This window comes from Haematospirillum sp. 15-248 (assembly GCF_012102665.1).
Taxonomy (GTDB): Bacteria; Pseudomonadota; Alphaproteobacteria; order Rhodospirillales; family Rhodospirillaceae; genus Haematospirillum.
In genome coordinates, this window is sequence record NZ_JAAVTF010000011.1 from 36,302 (window position 1) to 52,888 (window position 16,587).

The 16,587-nt window shown below is 56.8% G+C and carries 15 protein-coding genes and 1 tRNA gene; 12 read left to right on the top strand and 4 right to left on the bottom strand.

Translation table 11 applies throughout. The features are described 5' to 3' along the window. Window positions 1-294 precede the first annotated feature (294 nt). Window positions 295-1,020 (bottom strand): arylesterase, encoded by a 726-nt coding sequence (locus tag HEQ72_RS09530; RefSeq protein ID WP_168023208.1) that lies wholly within the window; start codon window positions 1,018-1,020, stop codon window positions 295-297. Here HEQ72_RS09530 and HEQ72_RS09535 point away from each other — a divergent pair. The 10 genes from HEQ72_RS09535 to HEQ72_RS09580 all read left to right on the top strand — a co-directional run bounded on the left by HEQ72_RS09535 (window position 1,019) and on the right by HEQ72_RS09580 (window position 12,705). Further along, window positions 1,019-1,720 (top strand): ABC transporter ATP-binding protein, encoded by a 702-nt coding sequence (locus tag HEQ72_RS09535; protein ID WP_245183159.1) that lies wholly within the window; start codon window positions 1,019-1,021, stop codon window positions 1,718-1,720. The two genes, HEQ72_RS09530 and HEQ72_RS09535, sit on opposite strands and share 2 nt — an antisense overlap. Next, window positions 1,713-4,271: an ABC transporter permease gene (locus HEQ72_RS09540; RefSeq protein ID WP_168023209.1), complete on the top strand. Its 2,559-nt coding sequence runs from the start codon at window positions 1,713-1,715 to the stop codon at window positions 4,269-4,271. Before HEQ72_RS09535 ends, HEQ72_RS09540 begins: the two co-directional genes overlap by 8 nt. A 147-nt stretch (window positions 4,272-4,418) precedes the next feature. Then, window positions 4,419-5,162, top strand: coding sequence for a Bax inhibitor-1/YccA family protein (locus HEQ72_RS09545; protein ID WP_168023210.1), 744 nt, complete (start codon window positions 4,419-4,421; stop codon window positions 5,160-5,162). Window positions 5,163-5,343: 181 nt separating this feature from the next. After that, a complete protein-coding gene (murJ, locus tag HEQ72_RS09550) occupies window positions 5,344-6,897 on the top strand; it encodes a murein biosynthesis integral membrane protein MurJ (RefSeq protein WP_168023211.1) in 1,554 nt (517 codons plus the stop codon). Between the two features lie 85 nt (window positions 6,898-6,982). Further along, window positions 6,983-7,984: a tryptophan--tRNA ligase gene (gene trpS / locus HEQ72_RS09555; RefSeq protein ID WP_168023235.1), complete on the top strand. Its 1,002-nt coding sequence runs from the start codon at window positions 6,983-6,985 to the stop codon at window positions 7,982-7,984. A 169-nt stretch (window positions 7,985-8,153) separates the two neighbouring features. Then, window positions 8,154-9,077, top strand: coding sequence for a sulfite exporter TauE/SafE family protein (locus HEQ72_RS09560; protein WP_168023212.1), 924 nt, complete (start codon window positions 8,154-8,156; stop codon window positions 9,075-9,077). Then, window positions 9,077-9,838 (top strand): TIGR02186 family protein, encoded by a 762-nt coding sequence (locus tag HEQ72_RS09565; protein WP_168023213.1) that lies wholly within the window; start codon window positions 9,077-9,079, stop codon window positions 9,836-9,838. The genes HEQ72_RS09560 and HEQ72_RS09565 overlap by 1 nt, the downstream gene beginning before the upstream one ends. 17 nt (window positions 9,839-9,855) lie before the next feature. Next, entirely contained in the window at window positions 9,856-10,341 is a 486-nt protein-coding gene (locus tag HEQ72_RS09570) for a universal stress protein (RefSeq protein ID WP_168020938.1), read from the top strand. Window positions 10,342-10,477: 136 nt separating this feature from the next. After that, window positions 10,478-11,026 carry a NifU family protein gene (locus tag HEQ72_RS09575; RefSeq protein ID WP_168023214.1) on the top strand — a complete coding sequence of 183 codons (549 nt, stop codon included), beginning with the start codon at window positions 10,478-10,480 and terminating at the stop codon, window positions 11,024-11,026. Window positions 11,027-11,532: 506 nt separating this feature from the next. Then, a complete protein-coding gene (locus HEQ72_RS09580; protein ID WP_168023215.1) occupies window positions 11,533-12,705 on the top strand; it encodes a glucosaminidase domain-containing protein in 1,173 nt (390 codons plus the stop codon). A 24-nt stretch (window positions 12,706-12,729) separates the two neighbouring features. On the opposite strand, the gene nth is transcribed toward HEQ72_RS09580, so the two are convergent. The 3 genes from nth to HEQ72_RS09595 form a co-directional block, all read right to left on the bottom strand. Continuing rightward, window positions 12,730-13,407, bottom strand: coding sequence for an endonuclease III (gene nth, locus HEQ72_RS09585; RefSeq protein WP_168023236.1), 678 nt, complete (start codon window positions 13,405-13,407; stop codon window positions 12,730-12,732). A gap of 38 nt (window positions 13,408-13,445) precedes the next feature. Beyond that, window positions 13,446-14,261, bottom strand: a complete 816-nt coding sequence (gene dapB, locus HEQ72_RS09590; RefSeq protein ID WP_168020941.1) for a 4-hydroxy-tetrahydrodipicolinate reductase — start codon at window positions 14,259-14,261, stop codon at window positions 13,446-13,448. Window positions 14,262-14,342: 81 nt separating this feature from the next. Then, window positions 14,343-15,362 carry a complex I NDUFA9 subunit family protein gene (locus tag HEQ72_RS09595; protein WP_168020942.1) on the bottom strand — a complete coding sequence of 340 codons (1,020 nt, stop codon included), beginning with the start codon at window positions 15,360-15,362 and terminating at the stop codon, window positions 14,343-14,345. Between the two features lie 339 nt (window positions 15,363-15,701). Between HEQ72_RS09595 and HEQ72_RS09600 the strand changes: the two genes are divergently transcribed. Further along, a tRNA-Leu gene (locus HEQ72_RS09600) sits at window positions 15,702-15,788 on the top strand. Window positions 15,789-15,957: 169 nt separating this feature from the next. Then, a complete protein-coding gene (locus HEQ72_RS09605; RefSeq protein WP_168023216.1) occupies window positions 15,958-16,575 on the top strand; it encodes a ribonuclease D in 618 nt (205 codons plus the stop codon). Window positions 16,576-16,587 lie beyond the last annotated feature (12 nt).

A 16,587-nucleotide genomic window follows, 5' to 3' on the forward strand; every position in this document is an offset into this window, starting at 1 on the left:
CCTTCTGCCTCCGTTGTCCTGAACTCCGCCCCGACCTCTATCTCCCTTACGAGAGACGCTCCGGGACAGGGAAGCCCGTTTCTTGGAATTCCCACAGGCACACTATACAGAATAAAATCTGCCTTTTCCAGATGCTGTCGAGTTTTCTAAAATAAACAGTCCGTATGCCATGATTCATTATAACCTGATCATATGAATAATTGTTTGATGTACTGTTATTCATGGGGGATAGAGTGTTTATAATAATCTGTCATTCTTTGATTATTGTTGTCGATCCAGACAAAATTCGCCTTTTCAGTGATGACTTTTATCCATGCCTTCCCGGGGTGTCCACTTTCTGTTGGTCACAAGGGATTCAACCCATGGGAGTATATGTCGCGCGATTGCCTCTGTTCCCTTTTCTGTCGGGTGCATGCCGTCTGCTTGAAGAAGATTGGGGTTTCCAGCTACCCCGTCCAGAAAGAAAGGAACCAAGGGAACGCTGTGCATTACCGCCAGCTCTGGAAATATTGCGTTGAACTCTGTTGCATACTCTTTGCCCATGTTGGGGGGGGCCAGCATGCCAAGCAGGAGAACCGCGATGTTATCCCTGTGTAGCCGGTGAAGAATCGTGTTCAGATTGACGCGTGTGTCCTTTGGGTTGATCCCTCGCAAGGCATCGTTGGCCCCAAGGCCCACCATGACAATATCGGGGCTTTCCTTCAGCATCCAGTCAAGGCGGGCCAGTCCCCCGGCAGAAGTATCTCCCGACACACCGGCATTGATCATGGTGACGGGCATCCCCTTTTCTTCCAGAAGACGTGCCAGCTGATCGGGGACCGATTGCCCCGGCGCCAGGTTGTAACCGGCCATCAGGCTGTCTCCCAGTGCCATCAGTCTGGGTCGCGACGAACTTGGTCCTGTGTCTGCCGCGTGGACAGCACGCCCTGTCCCGTTGACAGGAGACAGTATTGCCGCATATGCGAAAAGAGCAGCCCCGGCAACGCGGGCTATGGCAGGCAGGCGGGGAAAAAGAGCCATGGTATCCGGTCCGGGCCTTCAGTCAAGGGAAGCATCCGTCATGCTTGACGATATCCATGTCAGCCTGAAGGGTCCTGCCGGTCCGGTCAATATCCTGCGTGGTGTTTCGATTCGCATTGACAAGGGTGAGGCCGTGGCTGTGGTCGGCCCCTCGGGTTCAGGGAAATCGACCATGATGATGGTTGCCGCCGGACTCGAGCGGATTACATCGGGATCTGCGCGGATTTGTGGGCAGGATATCGGCCCGCTGGACGAGGACGCATTGGCTGTATTCCGACGCGATCATGTCGGGGTTGTTTTTCAGTCCTTTCATCTTGTTCCGACAATGAGTGCTCTGGAGAATGTTGCCATTCCCCTGGAGCTGGCGGGTTCAACAGAGGCATTCGAGCGTGCCCGTGATGGCTTACAGGCCGTGGGGCTTGGTCATCGCCTGCATCATGTTCCAGCCCAGTTGTCCGGGGGAGAGCAGCAACGCGTTGCCTTGGCCCGTGCCTTTGCCGTCTCTCCGGACCTTGTGCTGGCTGACGAGCCAACGGGTAACCTGGATGGGGCAACGGGAGCCATGATCATGGATCTTTTGTTTGACCATCGCCGCCGCAACGGGACGTCCCTGATGTTGGTAACCCATGACCCCGCCCTGGCGGCACGGTGTGACCGCACGGTGCATCTGGAAGATGGGCGGCTGGTGTCCCATGCCTGATAATAGTTCCCCGCATGACAGGGATAATATCAGGCCTTGGTCTTTGGCCCTTCGGTTTGCGCGCCGCGAGCTGCGCGGAGGGTTGCAGGGTTTACGGGTCATGATTGCCTGCTTGTTCCTGGGTGTTTTTGCCATTGCTGCGTCTGGTTCCGTGCGTTCAGCTGTAGAGGCCGGATTATCTGTCGGTGCCCGTTCTCTTCTGGGGGGAGATCTGGAGCTGCAACAGAGCCTTACGCGTCCGGGTGTTGAGCAGCGCCAGTTTCTGGCGCGGTACGGGATTGTTTCCGAGGTGCGTGAAATGAGGGCCATGGCCCGCTCGGTCGGGACAGGCAAGGTTGCCATGGTTGAGCTGAAGGCTGTGGATAGCCTTTATCCCCTGTATGGTGATATGGGCGTGGAGCCGGATGAACCTCTTGCTTCCCTTCTGGACAGGCGTGCGGGTGTGTTCGGAGCTGTAGCTGATTCGTCCCTAGCGCATCGGCTGGACATAAAGGTTGGAGACTCGTTCAAGCTTGGTGAGACAGCCTTGCAATTGCGTGCCCTGATAACGGCGGAACCAGACCGGGCGGCCTCGGTTATGGCGTTTGGTCCGCGCCTGATCGTATCGCCGGAGGGATGGGAGGCCACGCGTCTGGAGATGCCTGGCAGCCTGGTCCGCACAGCCCTGCGTCTGAAAACGCCACAGCCGTTGGACGCGGCGGATGTAGAGCGGGAGCTGGAGGCAGCCTTTCCCGGTTCCGGCTGGCGGGTGCGGGGGTTGGATGCTGCTGCTCCCGATGTGCGGCGTGTTCTGGGGAATGTGACCTTGTTCCTGTCCCTGGTTGGTCTGACAGCCTTGCTGACCGGTGGTATTGGTGTTGCCAATGCTGTTCGCACATTTGTTGGGGCGCGCATGGCAACGATCGCAACCCTGCGAACACTTGGGGCATCGTCCGCCCTGGTTTTCCGCATCTATATGTTACAGGTTTCCATCCTTGCCTTGTGTGCGGTTGGTGCCGCCATGTTTGCTGCCGCCGCTGTTCCTGCGGTGGTTGGTTTCCTGCTGGCCGACTTTTTTCCTGTCGCGTTGCCTCTGGGGATCTGGCCTGTGCCTCTGTTTCAGGCCGCTGCCGCCGGGTTGCTGGTTGCAGCCGTCTTTGGCCTCTGGCCCTTGGCGCGGTGTCGCGAGGTGCCAGCCGCAGCCTTGTTTCGTGGCGTGCACGTGGACTCTTCCTTCCGCCCCCGTGGGCTTGTAGTTCCGGTTATTATCCTGTGTGCGCTTGCCTTGGCTATGTTGACGATCCTGTCAGCCGAACGTCGTGATGTCGCCATTGGCTTTGTCCTCGGTGCGCTGGTGTCTTTTGGCTTGTTCCGCCTTGCTGCTGCGGCTGTCATATGGCTTGCATCCCGGGTGGTGCTTCGTGGTGCACCGCTCCTGCGTCTGGGATTTGCCAATGTCTGTCGCCCGGGGGCGCCAACGGTTCCGGTTGTCCTCTCTCTGGGGCTTGGGCTGTCTGTTCTGGCAACCGTGGCGCTGATCGAGGTGAACCTCAACCAGCAGATCCGTGAACGGATTCCGGATACCGCTCCCGCCTTCTACTTTATCGATCTTCAGACAGCCAACCTGGACGCATTCCGTGCCGAGGTGGAAGCCGTTCCCGCAGCTCGTATCACCGGCACGGCGGATATGGCGCGTGGTCGTATCGTTGCTGTCAACGGGCAGCCGGTCGACGAGGCATCTGTTGATCCGGAGGTGCGCTGGGCGGTGCGCGGTGATCGTGGCCTGACCACATCGGCCCATCCTCCGGAAGGGTCGGTTCTGGTTGCCGGTGCATGGTGGCCACAGGATTATGGCGGAGAACCGCTGGTGTCTGTCGCTGCAAACGTTGCCCGTGGGCTTGGAGTTGCGGTGGGCGATTCCCTGACATTCAGCATTCTGGGGCGGAATATGGATGTCCGGATCGGCAGCCTGAGGGAGATCAACTGGTCCACCTTGTCCCTGAACTTTGCGTTTGTTTTCAACCCCCGTGCCCTTGAAGGTGTGCCCCGGACCTGGATTGCCACGGTTTATGCCGCCCCGGGGTCCGAGGATGCCTTGGAGCGTGCAGTTGTCCGTGCCTTGCCATCCGTTTCGGCGATCCGTGTCAAGGAAGCCCTGGACAGTGTCGCATCGATACTGGATCGTGCTTCATATGCTATTCGCCTGGCGGCATCTTTGGCCGTTATTGCCGGTCTTCTTGTTTTGTCTGCCGCGATTTCGGCCGGTCACAAGGATCGTGTGCGTGACGCTGTTATCCTCAAGGTTCTGGGGGCAGCCCGGGCAACCCTCCTGAAGGTATGGATGCTGGAGTATGGTGTGACCGGTGTGGCAATCGGTTTTGTGTCTGCCGGTGTGGGGACTGTTGCAGCCCGTGTTGTTCTGCAGGATGTGATGAGATCCCAGTGGGTTTTTATGCCCGGTGTGACCTTTGCCATTGTTTGTGGAGGGTTGATCCTGGTGCTGGCTGGTGGCCTTGCCAGCGGGCTGCTGGCCCTGAGCGGTAAACCCGCAGTTGTTCTTCGGCATGAGTAGGGAATGGACCTGATCCGTTGGTAGCAGGGCTTTTCCTGTGGCTCCTGAAAACCGTACCGGGCGTGTCCGGTTCTTGTTGCGTTGCCCTGATTCCATGCCATATTCATAGGGACAGTGCTTGTTTTTTGTCTTTCAAGAGAGGGTTTCATGAACCTTGAGAACCGCAACACCTGGACCCGGGCGGATTCGGTCGCTGGCGTCGCCGAGATTGATGCCGGCCTGCGCGCCTATATGCTGCGGGTCTACAATTATATGGCTTCTGGCGTAGCCCTGACCGGGATTGTGGCTTGGCTGGTGGCCAATACGGGTCTGAGCAGTGTTTTCTTCAGCGCCGGTCCGCAGGGCATGCAGCCCTCGATGCTGGTATGGGGGGCGATGCTGGTCTCTGTTGGCTTGGCCTTTTTCATGTCATTCCGGATTGCGTCTCTCCAGTCGTCAACGGCCCAGGCATTGTTCTGGGCTTATGCCGCCCTGAATGGCGTCTGGATGGCCAGTATCTTCTTCACCTATACCGAGACATCGATTGTCCGCGTGTTTTTCATTACTGCGGCCTCCTTTGCCGGTCTGAGCCTTTATGGCTACACCACGCGGCGCAGCCTTGATGCCATGGGCGCATTTATGGCCATGGGCCTGATTGGTCTGATCATTGGCAGTGTGGTCAACATCTTCCTGGCCAGTTCGGCCATGCACTGGATGCTGTCTGTTGTCGGGGTGATCATTTTTGCTGGCCTGACAGCCTATGACACCCAGAAGGTCAAGGAAATGTATCTGGAAGCTGACGGCCATGACATGGCCCTGAAAAAGTCGGTTATGGGGGCTTTGACCCTGTATCTGGACTTTATCAACCTGTTCCTGATGCTGCTCCGCTTCTTTGGTCAGAACCGCGAATAAGAACTCTCACGTTTACCATATCTCAGGGGGGGGCTTTCGGAGTGTCGGAGGCCCCCTTGTTTCTTGTCTGGTCGTGATTTCCGTAACAGCGGGATCAATGGGTGGGTGGATTTAGCCTCGTGTTTGGTGGTGGCCTGTCCTAGACTTCCGCCGTCTTTGCGCTGATGCAGGTTTTTACTTTATGGCTTTGCTTCGTTCGGTATCGATTGTTGGTTTCTTTACCTTGCTGTCGCGGTTTACCGGCCTGGCGCGTGAGGCGCTGATTGCCCATTACCTAGGTGCCGGCATGGTAACGGACTGTTTCAATGTTGCTTGGAAGCTGCCAAACTTGTTCCGTCGCCTGTTTGCCGAGGGGGCTTTCTCGGCTGCGTTTGTCCCCTTGTTTTCGGCGACGCTGGAGCAGGAGGGAGAGGAGGGTGCCCGTGTTTTCTCCAATCGGGTCTTCTCCTTTCTTGCACTGGTGCTGGGGCTGTTCAGTGCCCTTATGATGATTGCCATGCCTTGGGTCATGCACGTTTTTGCACCCGGTTTCAGCGAGATCCCGGGCAAGCATGAGTTGGCCTCTGATCTGGCCGGGATTACTTTCTCGTATCTGTTCTTTGTTTCCCTGTGTTCATTGCTGTCCGGGGTCCTGAATTCCCTTGGCCGGTTTGCTGCCGCAGCAGGAACGCCGGTCCTGTTGAATGTGGTCAGCATGGCCGGACTGGTATGGTTGTCGGATTTTACGCCCACGCCGGGTCATGCCTTGGCGTGGGGAACGGCCTTGGCGGGGGTTGTCCAGTTTCTGTGGTTGTTGCACTCTGCGTGGAGAGTCGGCTTCCTGCCCCGTTTGGTCCGTCCTTCCCTGTCGCCCAAGGTTCGCCTTTTGCTGATCCGGATTGTCCCTGTTGCCTTCGGGGCAGGGTTGTATCAGGTCAGCCTTCTGATTGACGTTGTGCTCGCCTCACTCTTGCCGGAAGGTTCCATCAGCTGGCTCAACTTTGCCGACCGCCTGAACCAGCTGCCGCTTGGCGTGGTTGGTATTGCGATGGGAACAGCCCTGTTGCCGGTTCTGTCCCGTCAGCTGGCCGCTTCAGACGAGGCTGCGGCCCTGGACAGTCAGAACCGTGGGGTGGAGCTGTCCCTTCTGTTGACCCTGCCAGCCATGGTGGGGCTTGTGCTTCTGGCCGAGCCGATTGTGGCCCTGGTGTACGAGCGAGGGGCCTTCACCGCTGCAGACACAGAGGCTACGGCAGCAGCATTGACAGCTTTCTGCCTTGGCCTGCCGGCGTATGTTCTGGTCAAGGTTTTTACCCCGGGTTTCTTTGCCCGTGGTGATACGTCCACGCCATTCCGGATTGCGGCTGTGGCGCTTGGCATCAACGTGATCTTGAACCTTGTCCTGATGCAGGTCATGGCGCATGTCGGGCTGGCGCTGGCAACGGCTATCGGCAGTACGGTCAATGCCATGCTTCTGGGCATTGTTCTCTGGCGTCGCGGGCACTATCGCATGGACCGTCGCCTGTTACAGCGTCTTCCCCGTACCCTTCTTGCAACCAGCTTGATGGGTGGGGTTGTCTATGCCGTGGGTTATGCCATCCCCTTGTTTATCCCGCTTCTATCATGGGGTGTGTTAGTGGTGCAGATTGTGGCGGGTCTTGTTGTTTTCTTTCTTTCTGCTTTCCTTTGTGGTTCCGTCCGGCGTGAGGATCTGGCCTACTTGCGGGCCATGCGTCGCTCCCAACCCCATGCTTGATCGTGTGCCCTGTGTAGGGTATCCCATCCGCCTGCTGACGGGCTTGCCGGGTGCAGGGTTTGCTTCTTGATAACAGGATCGTATGATGAAACGTATTTTTTCCGGCGCACAGCCTACCGGAAACTTGCATCTGGGCAACTATCTTGGGGCAATCCGTAACTGGGTAACGTTACAGAAAGACTTCTCTGACTGTGTATTCTGTGTTGTTGACCAGCACGCGATTACCCTTTGGCAGGATCCCAAGGAACTTCACCGTTCTATCCGGGAACTGGCAGCAGCCTATATCGCGGCCGGTATTGATCCCGGGAAGTCCATTCTTTTCAATCAGTCTGCCGTTCCCGGTCATGCCCAGTTAGCGTGGGTTTTCAACTGCGTTGCCCGTATCGGCTGGATGAACCGGATGACCCAGTTCAAGGACAAGGCCGGCAAGAATCGCGAGAATGCTTCTGTCGGGTTGTATGTTTATCCAACCTTGATGGCGGCGGATATTCTTCTGTACAAGGCAACGCATGTGCCGGTCGGGGAAGACCAGAAACAGCATCTGGAATTGACCCGGGATATTGCAATCAAGTTCAACAACGATTTTGGTGTGGATTTATTCCCCGTTCCCGAGCCCTTGATCCTGGGAGAGGCAACCCGGGTCATGAGCCTGCGTGACGGCACCAAGAAGATGTCCAAGTCTGATCCGTCGGATTATTCACGTATCAATCTTGCCGACGATGCCGATGCCATTGCGCAGAAGATCCGCAAGGCCCGCACGGACCCCGATCCCTTGCCCGAGGTTGTGGCCGGGCTTGCCAACCGGCCCGAGGCTGACAACCTGGTGACCATTTTTGCCGCCCTGAAAGGAATCAGCAAGGCGGCGGCCTTGGCTGATGTCGGGGGGCAGTCGTTTGCCGTGTTCAAGGGCATGCTGACGGACCTTCTGGTTTCCGAGCTGGCCCCGGTCAGTGCGGAGTGGCGGCGACTGGTGGCTGACCCTGCTTATATCGACTCTGTCCTGCGTGACGGTGCAGAGAGAGCCTCTGTCCTGGCACGCCCTATTCTCGATGAGGTTTACGATACTGTCGGGTTCCTGCGACCTTAACTGACGGGAAACATTCTTGTCTTCGGATCCCACGTCTTTCCCAAGATGTGGGGTCTTTTATCATTCACTACAGATGTTTCTGCTGTGACTGTCTTCGGTGCAGGGTACAACAGAAGAAATACCCTGTTCTTGTTTTCCAGCAGACTTTCGCGAACACCGGGGACTCTGAATGCAGGTCTATCTCCCGATTGCTGAAATGTCGGTAAATATTTTTCTCGTTCTCGGGATCGGGATCGTTATCGGGTGGCTTTCAGGTTTGTTTGGTGTTGGTGGCGGTTTTCTGATGACCCCGTTGCTGATGTTTCTGGGGGTATCGCCTGCTGTTGCGGTCGGAACCGGAGCCAACCAGATTGTGGCTTCGTCTGTTGCCGGGGTTATGGCGCACTGGAGACGGGGGAATGTTGATGTCCGTATGGGCATGGTTCTGCTTGTCGGGGGTCTGGCGGGATCAGGAATAGGGGTTTTCCTGTTCCGTTGGCTTCGGTCTGTTGGTCATATCGATCTGGCGATTGCGTTGTGCTATGTCGTGTTTCTGGGGACGATCGGCTCCCTTATGCTGGGCGAAAGCCTGTTGGCAACCTGGCGTGCCCGCCGCCCGGGACATATTCCTTGCGATGCCATACAGGAAGAGCACGGTCACTGGGCAGACCGACTCCCGCTTAAAATGACGTTTCATCGTTCCCGGCTTTATATTTCTGTGATTCCACCGTTTCTTGTCGGGGTTCTTGTCGGGGTTCTGGCTGCGATCATGGGGGTTGGTGGTGGTTTTGTTGCCGTTCCCGCCATGATTTACGTGCTGCGTATGCCAACCCAGGTGGTGATCGGCACATCCCTGTTCCAGGTGATCTTTGTCAGTGCCAATACGGCCTTCCTGCAAGCCCTGCTTAACCAGACCGTAGATGTTATGCTGGCGCTGACATTGCTTGTCGGGGCTGTGACCGGCGCCCAGTTCGGGGCCCGTTTCGGCAGCCGTATCAAGGCCGAGCAGATGCGCATCCTGCTGGCGCTTCTGGTGCTGGCTGTCTGTATTCGCTTGGCGTTTGATCTGATGGTCGAACCCGAGGAGCTTTTTATCCTTGGTGGAGGAGGCTGATGTCCAGACTCCGCCTGTGTTGTCTTCTGTTATCCATTCTTCTGTCCGCCCTGCCTGGCGTGTGTCATGCGAACCGTCAGCAGCCGGTTGTGGCTGATTTGTCCAAGCATCTGGTGGCTATCAATGCCGGATTCTCCGGGACTGATGTGCTTCTGTTCGGGGCTACCGATGGTCCTGGTGATATTGTCCTGGTGGTGCGTGGTCCCCCGCAGCAGCAGATCGTTCGTCGCAAAACAAAATCCGGTCCAATCTGGATCAATGGCGAATCAGTCCTGTTTGACAGTGTGCCTGCCTTCTATCTTGTTGCATCCAGTGCGCCGCTGGAGGAAATCCTGCCAGACAGCGTGCGACGATTACACCAGATCGGGTTATCTTACTTGAATCTGGAGGTTCTCGAACCCGTTACCGAAGATGCGCATATGACGGAGCCCTTCCGTCAGGCGTTGGTTCGTCTGAAGGTTCAGCGCGGGGTCTATTTGACCACCGTTGGCACGATTGATCACATGGCCAATCGTCTGTTCCGGTCCGAGCTGCAGTTTCCCTCCAACGTGCCAACCGGAACCTATATGGTGGAAGTTTACCTGGTCCGCGACCGGCGCGTTGTCAGTGCCGAGATTACGCCACTCAGTATCAGTCGGGCCGGATTGGGGGCCGAGATTTTTCTGTTTGCTCATGATCATGCCGTGCTGTATGGCGTTCTTGCCATTCTGGCTGCAGCCGGCGCGGGGTGGTTTGCCACCCTTGTTTTTCGACGTAACTGAGAGCTGGAGAAACCCGAATGGGGGACAGCGCACAGGGCCGTGTACGGCGTACTTTTCTGGTCGTTGTGGATGAAAGCGAGGAAATGCGTGCGGCGTTGCGCTATGCCTGCCGCCGTGCACGGCGTACAGGCGGGCAGGTTGCGTTGCTGCGTATCATCCAGCCACGCGAGATCCAGCATTATGCTCTGATCGGGGAGCGTATGGCTGACGAGCTTCGATATCAGGCCAGCAGTCATCTGAATGAATTAGCTGCAGACGTTCAGCATATTTCCGGTACCGCGCCTGTTTTATTGATCCGCGAGGGCGAGTCGAGTGAGGAGCTTCTCAAGCTCCTTCAGGATAAGCCGAATATCAGTGTCCTGGTTCTGGCGGCAGGAACCGGCGCTGATGGTCCGGGGCCTCTGGTATCCGCCCTGACAGGTCGGTTGGCGCATCTTGTGCGGATTCCGGTCACGATTGTCCCCGGTGCCATGACAGATGATGCAATTGATTGCATGACCTGAGCCGAACCTATGTCCTTTTCTCCTGCTTACATCAGGACTGGAGCAGTCCTATTTCAACCCGGATCATTATGGTGTAGCTTCGGCAGCATGCTTGTGATCCCTGAGATCTTCCAACTGCCAAAAGTCCGAGGTTTCCATGTTTATACAGACAGAATCCACTCCCAATCCAGATAGCCTGAAATTTATTCCCGGCAGGATTGTCATGGCTTCAGGAACCGCGGATTATCGGCAGGAGTCTGAAGCTGCGGACTCTCCGCTGGCGACCCGCCTCTTCGCGATAGAAGGTGTTGCTGGTGTTTTCCTTGGGGCTGATTTTGTGACGGTAACGCGTGGTGAGGGGAGGGACTGGCAGGTTCTGAAGCCGCTCGTGCTGGGTGCCATTATGGAACACTTTACCTCGGGTGCCCCGGTCACGCATGATTCTGTTGAGGAAGAAAGTTTTGATCCTGCCGATGCCGCCTTGGTTGAACAGATCAAGGAGCTGATTGAAACCCGGGTGCGTCCAGTTGTGGCCCGCGATGGTGGCGATATTGTTTTCCGTGCATTCCGTGATGGTACAGTTTATCTGCATATGCGTGGATCATGTTCCGGATGCCCAAGTTCAACAATGACCCTGAAGCATGGCATCGAGAACATGTTGCGCCATTTTATTCCCGAAGTCAGGGCTGTCGAAGCTGTTTCATAATCTCTGTTATGTAAAGAGACTGAATGTGACTTTATTATCATGATCTCTTTGATGTCTTGTTCTGATCTTCCGGTGTCTTCCACCTCCGAATCATTGATATCATGCCCCTGCTGGAATTTTGTATCGTGCCAATAAGGGGCTTTTAACTTGGGGTATATGAGATTTATTTCTGTTTCGTGTTCCTATATTTCTCAAGGATATAGCCCTTTATGGGCCTGTCTTTTGCCTATTTTCATGGATCAGGTGCTTGACCTGGGGTGCTTTACTTTATATTAGCTTCCCCTCCGATGCCTTGGACTGCGGTGCTGCCGTGGGCCTCTGTGATGGCGTCATGATCCGGTTTTGCTCCTGTGCAGCCGGTGTTCAACCCGGTGCGGTGCCCGTTTGGCCAGAGATCCCGGCCAGAGGGCGTACCAAAACGGGAGTTTCACCTGCCCTGAATCAAGGGCAAGAATCTCCCACCACATGTTGACCGGTCTGTGTGGTGTTGTGCCCTACAAGGTACGATGCCCACAGCCCAGGGCTTGGCGGCGCCGAGGATCTTTGCGTTTCATTCGCGTGTTGAACGTGCCGCAGCCCTTGGTAAAGAGGTGTGTATGTATCAGAAGCGATCCTGTCGGCGCTTCAACATTGCTGTGTTGGGTGTTGTGTTTACATGTGTAGGTGGCCTGTACAGTGCGGTGGTCTCTGGTGTGGCGGGTCTGCATACGGGTGGTGAGCGTACGGTATCAGAATCTGTTTCTGCGGGGGCGCCATCGGTTTCCAGAACATGGGTTTCCTTGTCATCGCGCGTTCCGTCAGCCTTGTTGTTGCCTGTTGGCAAGCCATCGGTTCCAACGTCTCTGGCCACGCCGGCTGATGTGCGGGCCGAACGACTTGATGCTCTCTATGAGGAACTGTCTTACGGTCTGGATGGCGTGAGGAGCGGTGTTGCGGCTGTGCCGCGCGTTTTTTCCCCGTCTGTTCCCCGTGATATGCGCGACGTTGATGTTGAACGCCGCAAGAGCCTGTTTCTGCGTATGTTGCTGCCGGTTATCCTGCGCGTTAACGAGGAAATCGAAAGCGACAGGACCCGCCTGAAAAGGCTGATCGAGCGTGATGGTGCGGGGATGCCCGTCAGCGAGCATGATGCGCTATGGCTGGAAGACAAGATGCGCGAGTATCGCATGCGTGTTGTCAATATGGAACAGTTGCTGAAGCGGATGGATATTGTGCCTCCTTCGATTGCCTTGGCTCAGGCTATTGAGGAGAGCGGCTGGGGAACTTCGCGGTTTGCTATGCAGGGTAATGCCTTGTTTGGCCAGTGGACGCCCTCTACCCGCGGCTTGAAGCATCCGGATCCGATTGCACCGGGTTGGCGTATTGCCTCTTTTTCCTCTCTTCTGGATGCTGTGCGGTCCTATGTCGTGAACCTGAATACGCATAGTGCGTATGGAGAGTTTCGTTCGGCCCGTTTTTCTGCCCGGAAGGCAGGATCATTGCCTGAAGGCATGATCTTGGCTCCCTACCTGCATCGCTATTCAGAGCGTGGTTCCGCCTATACCCAAGCGTTGCGCAACATTATACGGGTCAACGATCTGCGCACGTTTGACAGTGCCCGCTTGTCAGACAGGGCGATAGAAGTGGCGGCTTTGCCTGATGACCTGATCCACGCTCCTGATCTTTCTCCCACACCCTGATCGGAAAGTGATGCGGCCAGGTTGTCATGGTTTTGAGTGAGAAGGTGGCTTGGCCTTTCCGGGTATGGCTTTGGTCTCTCTCTCCGGCCAGTTACACCATTCCCTGACCGGGCACCGGTCACAGGCCGGGGTTCGTGCCTTGCAGATGTAGCGTCCGTGCAGGATCAGCCAATGGTGCGCATGCTGGCGGAAGCGGTCGGGAATGACTGTTTCCAGCTTCTTCTCGACAGCCAGCGGTGTCTTGCCGGCAGCCATGCCTGTGCGGTTGGCGACGCGGAACAGATGGGTGTCAACGGCAATGGTTGGTTCGCCAAAAGCAATGTTCAGAACGACATTGGCTGTCTTGCGACCAACGCCAGGCAATGTTTCCAGAATATCCCGGTTACGGGGAACTGTGCTGTTGTGATTGCGGACCAGAATCTGCGACAGGGCAATAATGTTTTTGGCCTTGGTGTTGAACAGGCCTATGGTCCGGATATGCTGACGCAGCCCTTCTTCCCCCAGTTCCAGCATTTTCTCGGGTGTGTCAACACGCTGGAACAGGGCACGCGTTGCTTTGTTGACGCCGGTATCCGTTGCCTGGGCTGACAACGCAACGGCTACCAGTAGCGTATAAGGGTTGACATATTCCAGCTCCCCTTTTGGCTCTGGATTGATTGCCTGTAGCGTGCTGAAGAACCCCTCGACCTGTTTCCGGGTCATGGGACGGGTTGTGCTCGTCCGGGCGCTGTGTTGCGTGCTCATGGGGTACGGGGGGTCAGGCCCAGAACATCCTGCATGGAGTACAGTCCGGGCCTGCGCCCGTTGCACCAGCGTGCAGCACGGATGGCGCCACGGGCGAAAATCTGTCTGGAACTGGCTTTGTGGGTCAGCTCCACCCGTTCGCCGTCGGCTGCGAAAATCACGGAATGTTCCCCGATTACATCACCGCCCCGCAAACTGGCAAAACCGATTGTACCCGGCGTCCGGGGGCCTGTATGGCCATTACGGGTTATCTGCGAGACATCATCCAAGGCGGTTCTCCGCCCACGGGCGGCTGCCTGCCCCAGTCCCAACGCCGTGCCAGATGGTGCATCAACCTTGTGGCGGTGGTGCATCTCAAGGATCTCGATGTCGTAATCCAGCCCGAGAATGGCGGCTACTCTTTCCGTTAAGGCAAAGAGCAGATTGGTGCCGATGCTCATGTTTGGTGACATGACAATCGGGATGCTCTTGGCGGCAATGGATACGGCCTCTTGTTGGGTGGGAGAGAAGCCGGTTGTCCCCACGATCAGTGCTGTTCTGTGAGTGGCTGCCAGGCGGGCGTGCACGGTGGTGGCATCCGGGGTCGTGAAATCGATAACGGCATCGGCATGGGAGAAGAGTCTGGAGGGGTCATCTGTGATCGCTATGCCAAGTGGCTCTGTTGTTCCAACAAGGCGGCCTATATCCTGCCCCAGGAAGGGAGATCCCTGCGGCTCTGTTCCGCCAGCCAGGGTAACGGTATCGGCAGCAAGAATCTCCTGGACCAACATCCGGCCCATGCGACCGGCGCATCCAGCTACGGCAATTTTCATGGAAGAACCTTTCGGGGGCAGGGTATCGTACAAAGGCCCCGCATGGGCTGCGGGGCCGAGAAAGGGAAGAGCGGGGCAGGTCTACAGCGTCTGGCGGCCAATGCGCCGGATCTGGCGGTGTGTCGGGCGGAACCGCTCCAGATACGACGGGATAATGGCTTCTGTGGTTTCAGGGCGGATGCCAAGTTCAGCCAAACCGGGGCAAGTACCCGAAACAACGCTGTCCCGTTCCATCATTTTGACCATGTCCGGTGTCAGGGGTGGAACCGGCAGGAATTGAAGCAGGGCGGCCTGGATGCGTGCTACGGCCATGGGGGCGGGGAGAACAGGCTTGCCGCGGCGTGTTTCCCGCATGACCTGCTCCATGATCTCCTTCAGTGTCATGACACGTGGCCCACCCAGCTCCCACAGCTTTCCTTGCTGGCTGCGGTCATCAAGGATGCGGCATATGACCTCGGCAACATCGCCAACATAGACAGGCTGAAGCTTCGGGCCGCCGGAACCAACCAGGTCAAGGCGGGGCAGCTCGCCGGGAGCCTTGCGCAGGGCCGGGGCATCCGTTGTGAAATACAGCAGGAACGGCAGCGCCCGCGCCATGGCGCCAAAGCGGTTGTAGAAGTCATCCTCGGGGCCAAAAATAACCGACGGACGAAGGATACTGACCCCCGGGAAGGCGGTTTTGACCCGGGTCTCACCCTCGGCCTTGCTGCGGGCGTAGCTTGCCGGGCTGGAAGGATCGGCACCCAGTGCGCTCATGTGGACAAGGTGCTGGACGCCAGCTTCCCGGGCCAAGCGCGCGATGGTTTCAGCCCCGACAACGTGGATGGCATCAAAGCTAACCGGTCCCTTTTCGTACAGGATACCGACCAGATTGATAACCGCGCTGGCCCCCTGTACGGCACTGCGGACCGTATCCTCACGCGTGATGTTGGCATAAACCGGCGAAACTTGGCCAAGGTCACCCAGTGGCTTCAGGAATTTGGCACCTTCGGGATCCCGGACGGCGACGCGGATACGCCAGCCCGCTTTTGTCAGCTTGTTGACCAAATGACGGCCAACGAAACCGGATCCGCCAAAGATTGTGACCAGACGTTCAGTCATGGTACTGAAACTCCCGAAATATCAGTGCCGGGGCCCCATTCGTTGCGAGCCTTGCGGGACCGTGCCAAAGACAGCTTCCTGTCCGGGAAATTGGCACAACACGAGGCTGGACGCAACAGAGAGCCCCTGAATACCACCTGGTGGCCAATGTCCTGGTATTGGCTTGCCAGAGTTGGTTGTTCTCTTTCGAAAAATACCCATCGTGTTAAAAAGATGATTGACGCAGAGGCAACATGCCCATATAAACCGCCCCCACCAAGACGTTTCTCCTGGCCTGTGCGCTGTGAAAGAGTACAAATCTTTCTGGCAGGAAAAGAGGAGAGCGGTGTTGTGTCACCAGCCCAGGTGGCGAAATTGGTAGACGCGCAGGTTTCAGGTACCTGTGGCCGAAAGGTTGTGGAAGTTCGAGTCTTCTCCTGGGCACCATCCGCCTGGCAAAGCTTCGCAGGGTCCCGGGAAGGGGAGCGGAGATTTGCTAGGCGGATTTTTTTGTGGCCATGAGCCGTATTTCTGTCCATGAATACCGCCGTGTTGCAGTGTGCCAGCGCCCACTCTCTATCTTCGGTAGAAAAGCCAGCTTTCGGGGATTTTGGCAATGACTATATACTATCATCGTGGTGATCTGCCGGCTGACGTTGGTTTTTCGGGAGCGATTGCCGTTGATACGGAGACAACCGGATTGTCGCCCGTGCGGGATCGCCTGTGTGTTGTGCAACTCTCCGGAGGAGATGGCAATGCGCACGTTGTTCATGTCGGTGGTGCATTGGGGTATGACTGCCCGAACCTGAAAGCTGTTCTGGCTGATCCTTCGCGTCTCAAGATCTTTCACTATGCCCGCTTTGATATTGCCATACTTCACAAGTATCTGGGTGTGGCCTGTGCGCCGGTTTATTGTACCAAGATTGCATCCCGTCTGACGCGTACCAATACCGATGCCCATGGTTTGCGGTCTTTGGTCCAGGCCCTTACGGGTGTGGAGCTTGACAAACAGCAACAGTCTTCGGACTGGGGAACGGATGGTGAGCTGACGGCAGAGCAATTGTCCTATGCGGCTTCGGATGTATTGTATTTGCATGTCCTGAAGGATCGCCTGGATGCTCTTCTTGTGCGGGAATGTCGTACCCATCTGGCCGATGCCTGCTTCCAGTTTCTTCCGACGCGGGCGGAGCTGGATCTGCTGGATTGGCATAGTCTTGATATCTTCAGTCACTGAACGCTGAAGGAG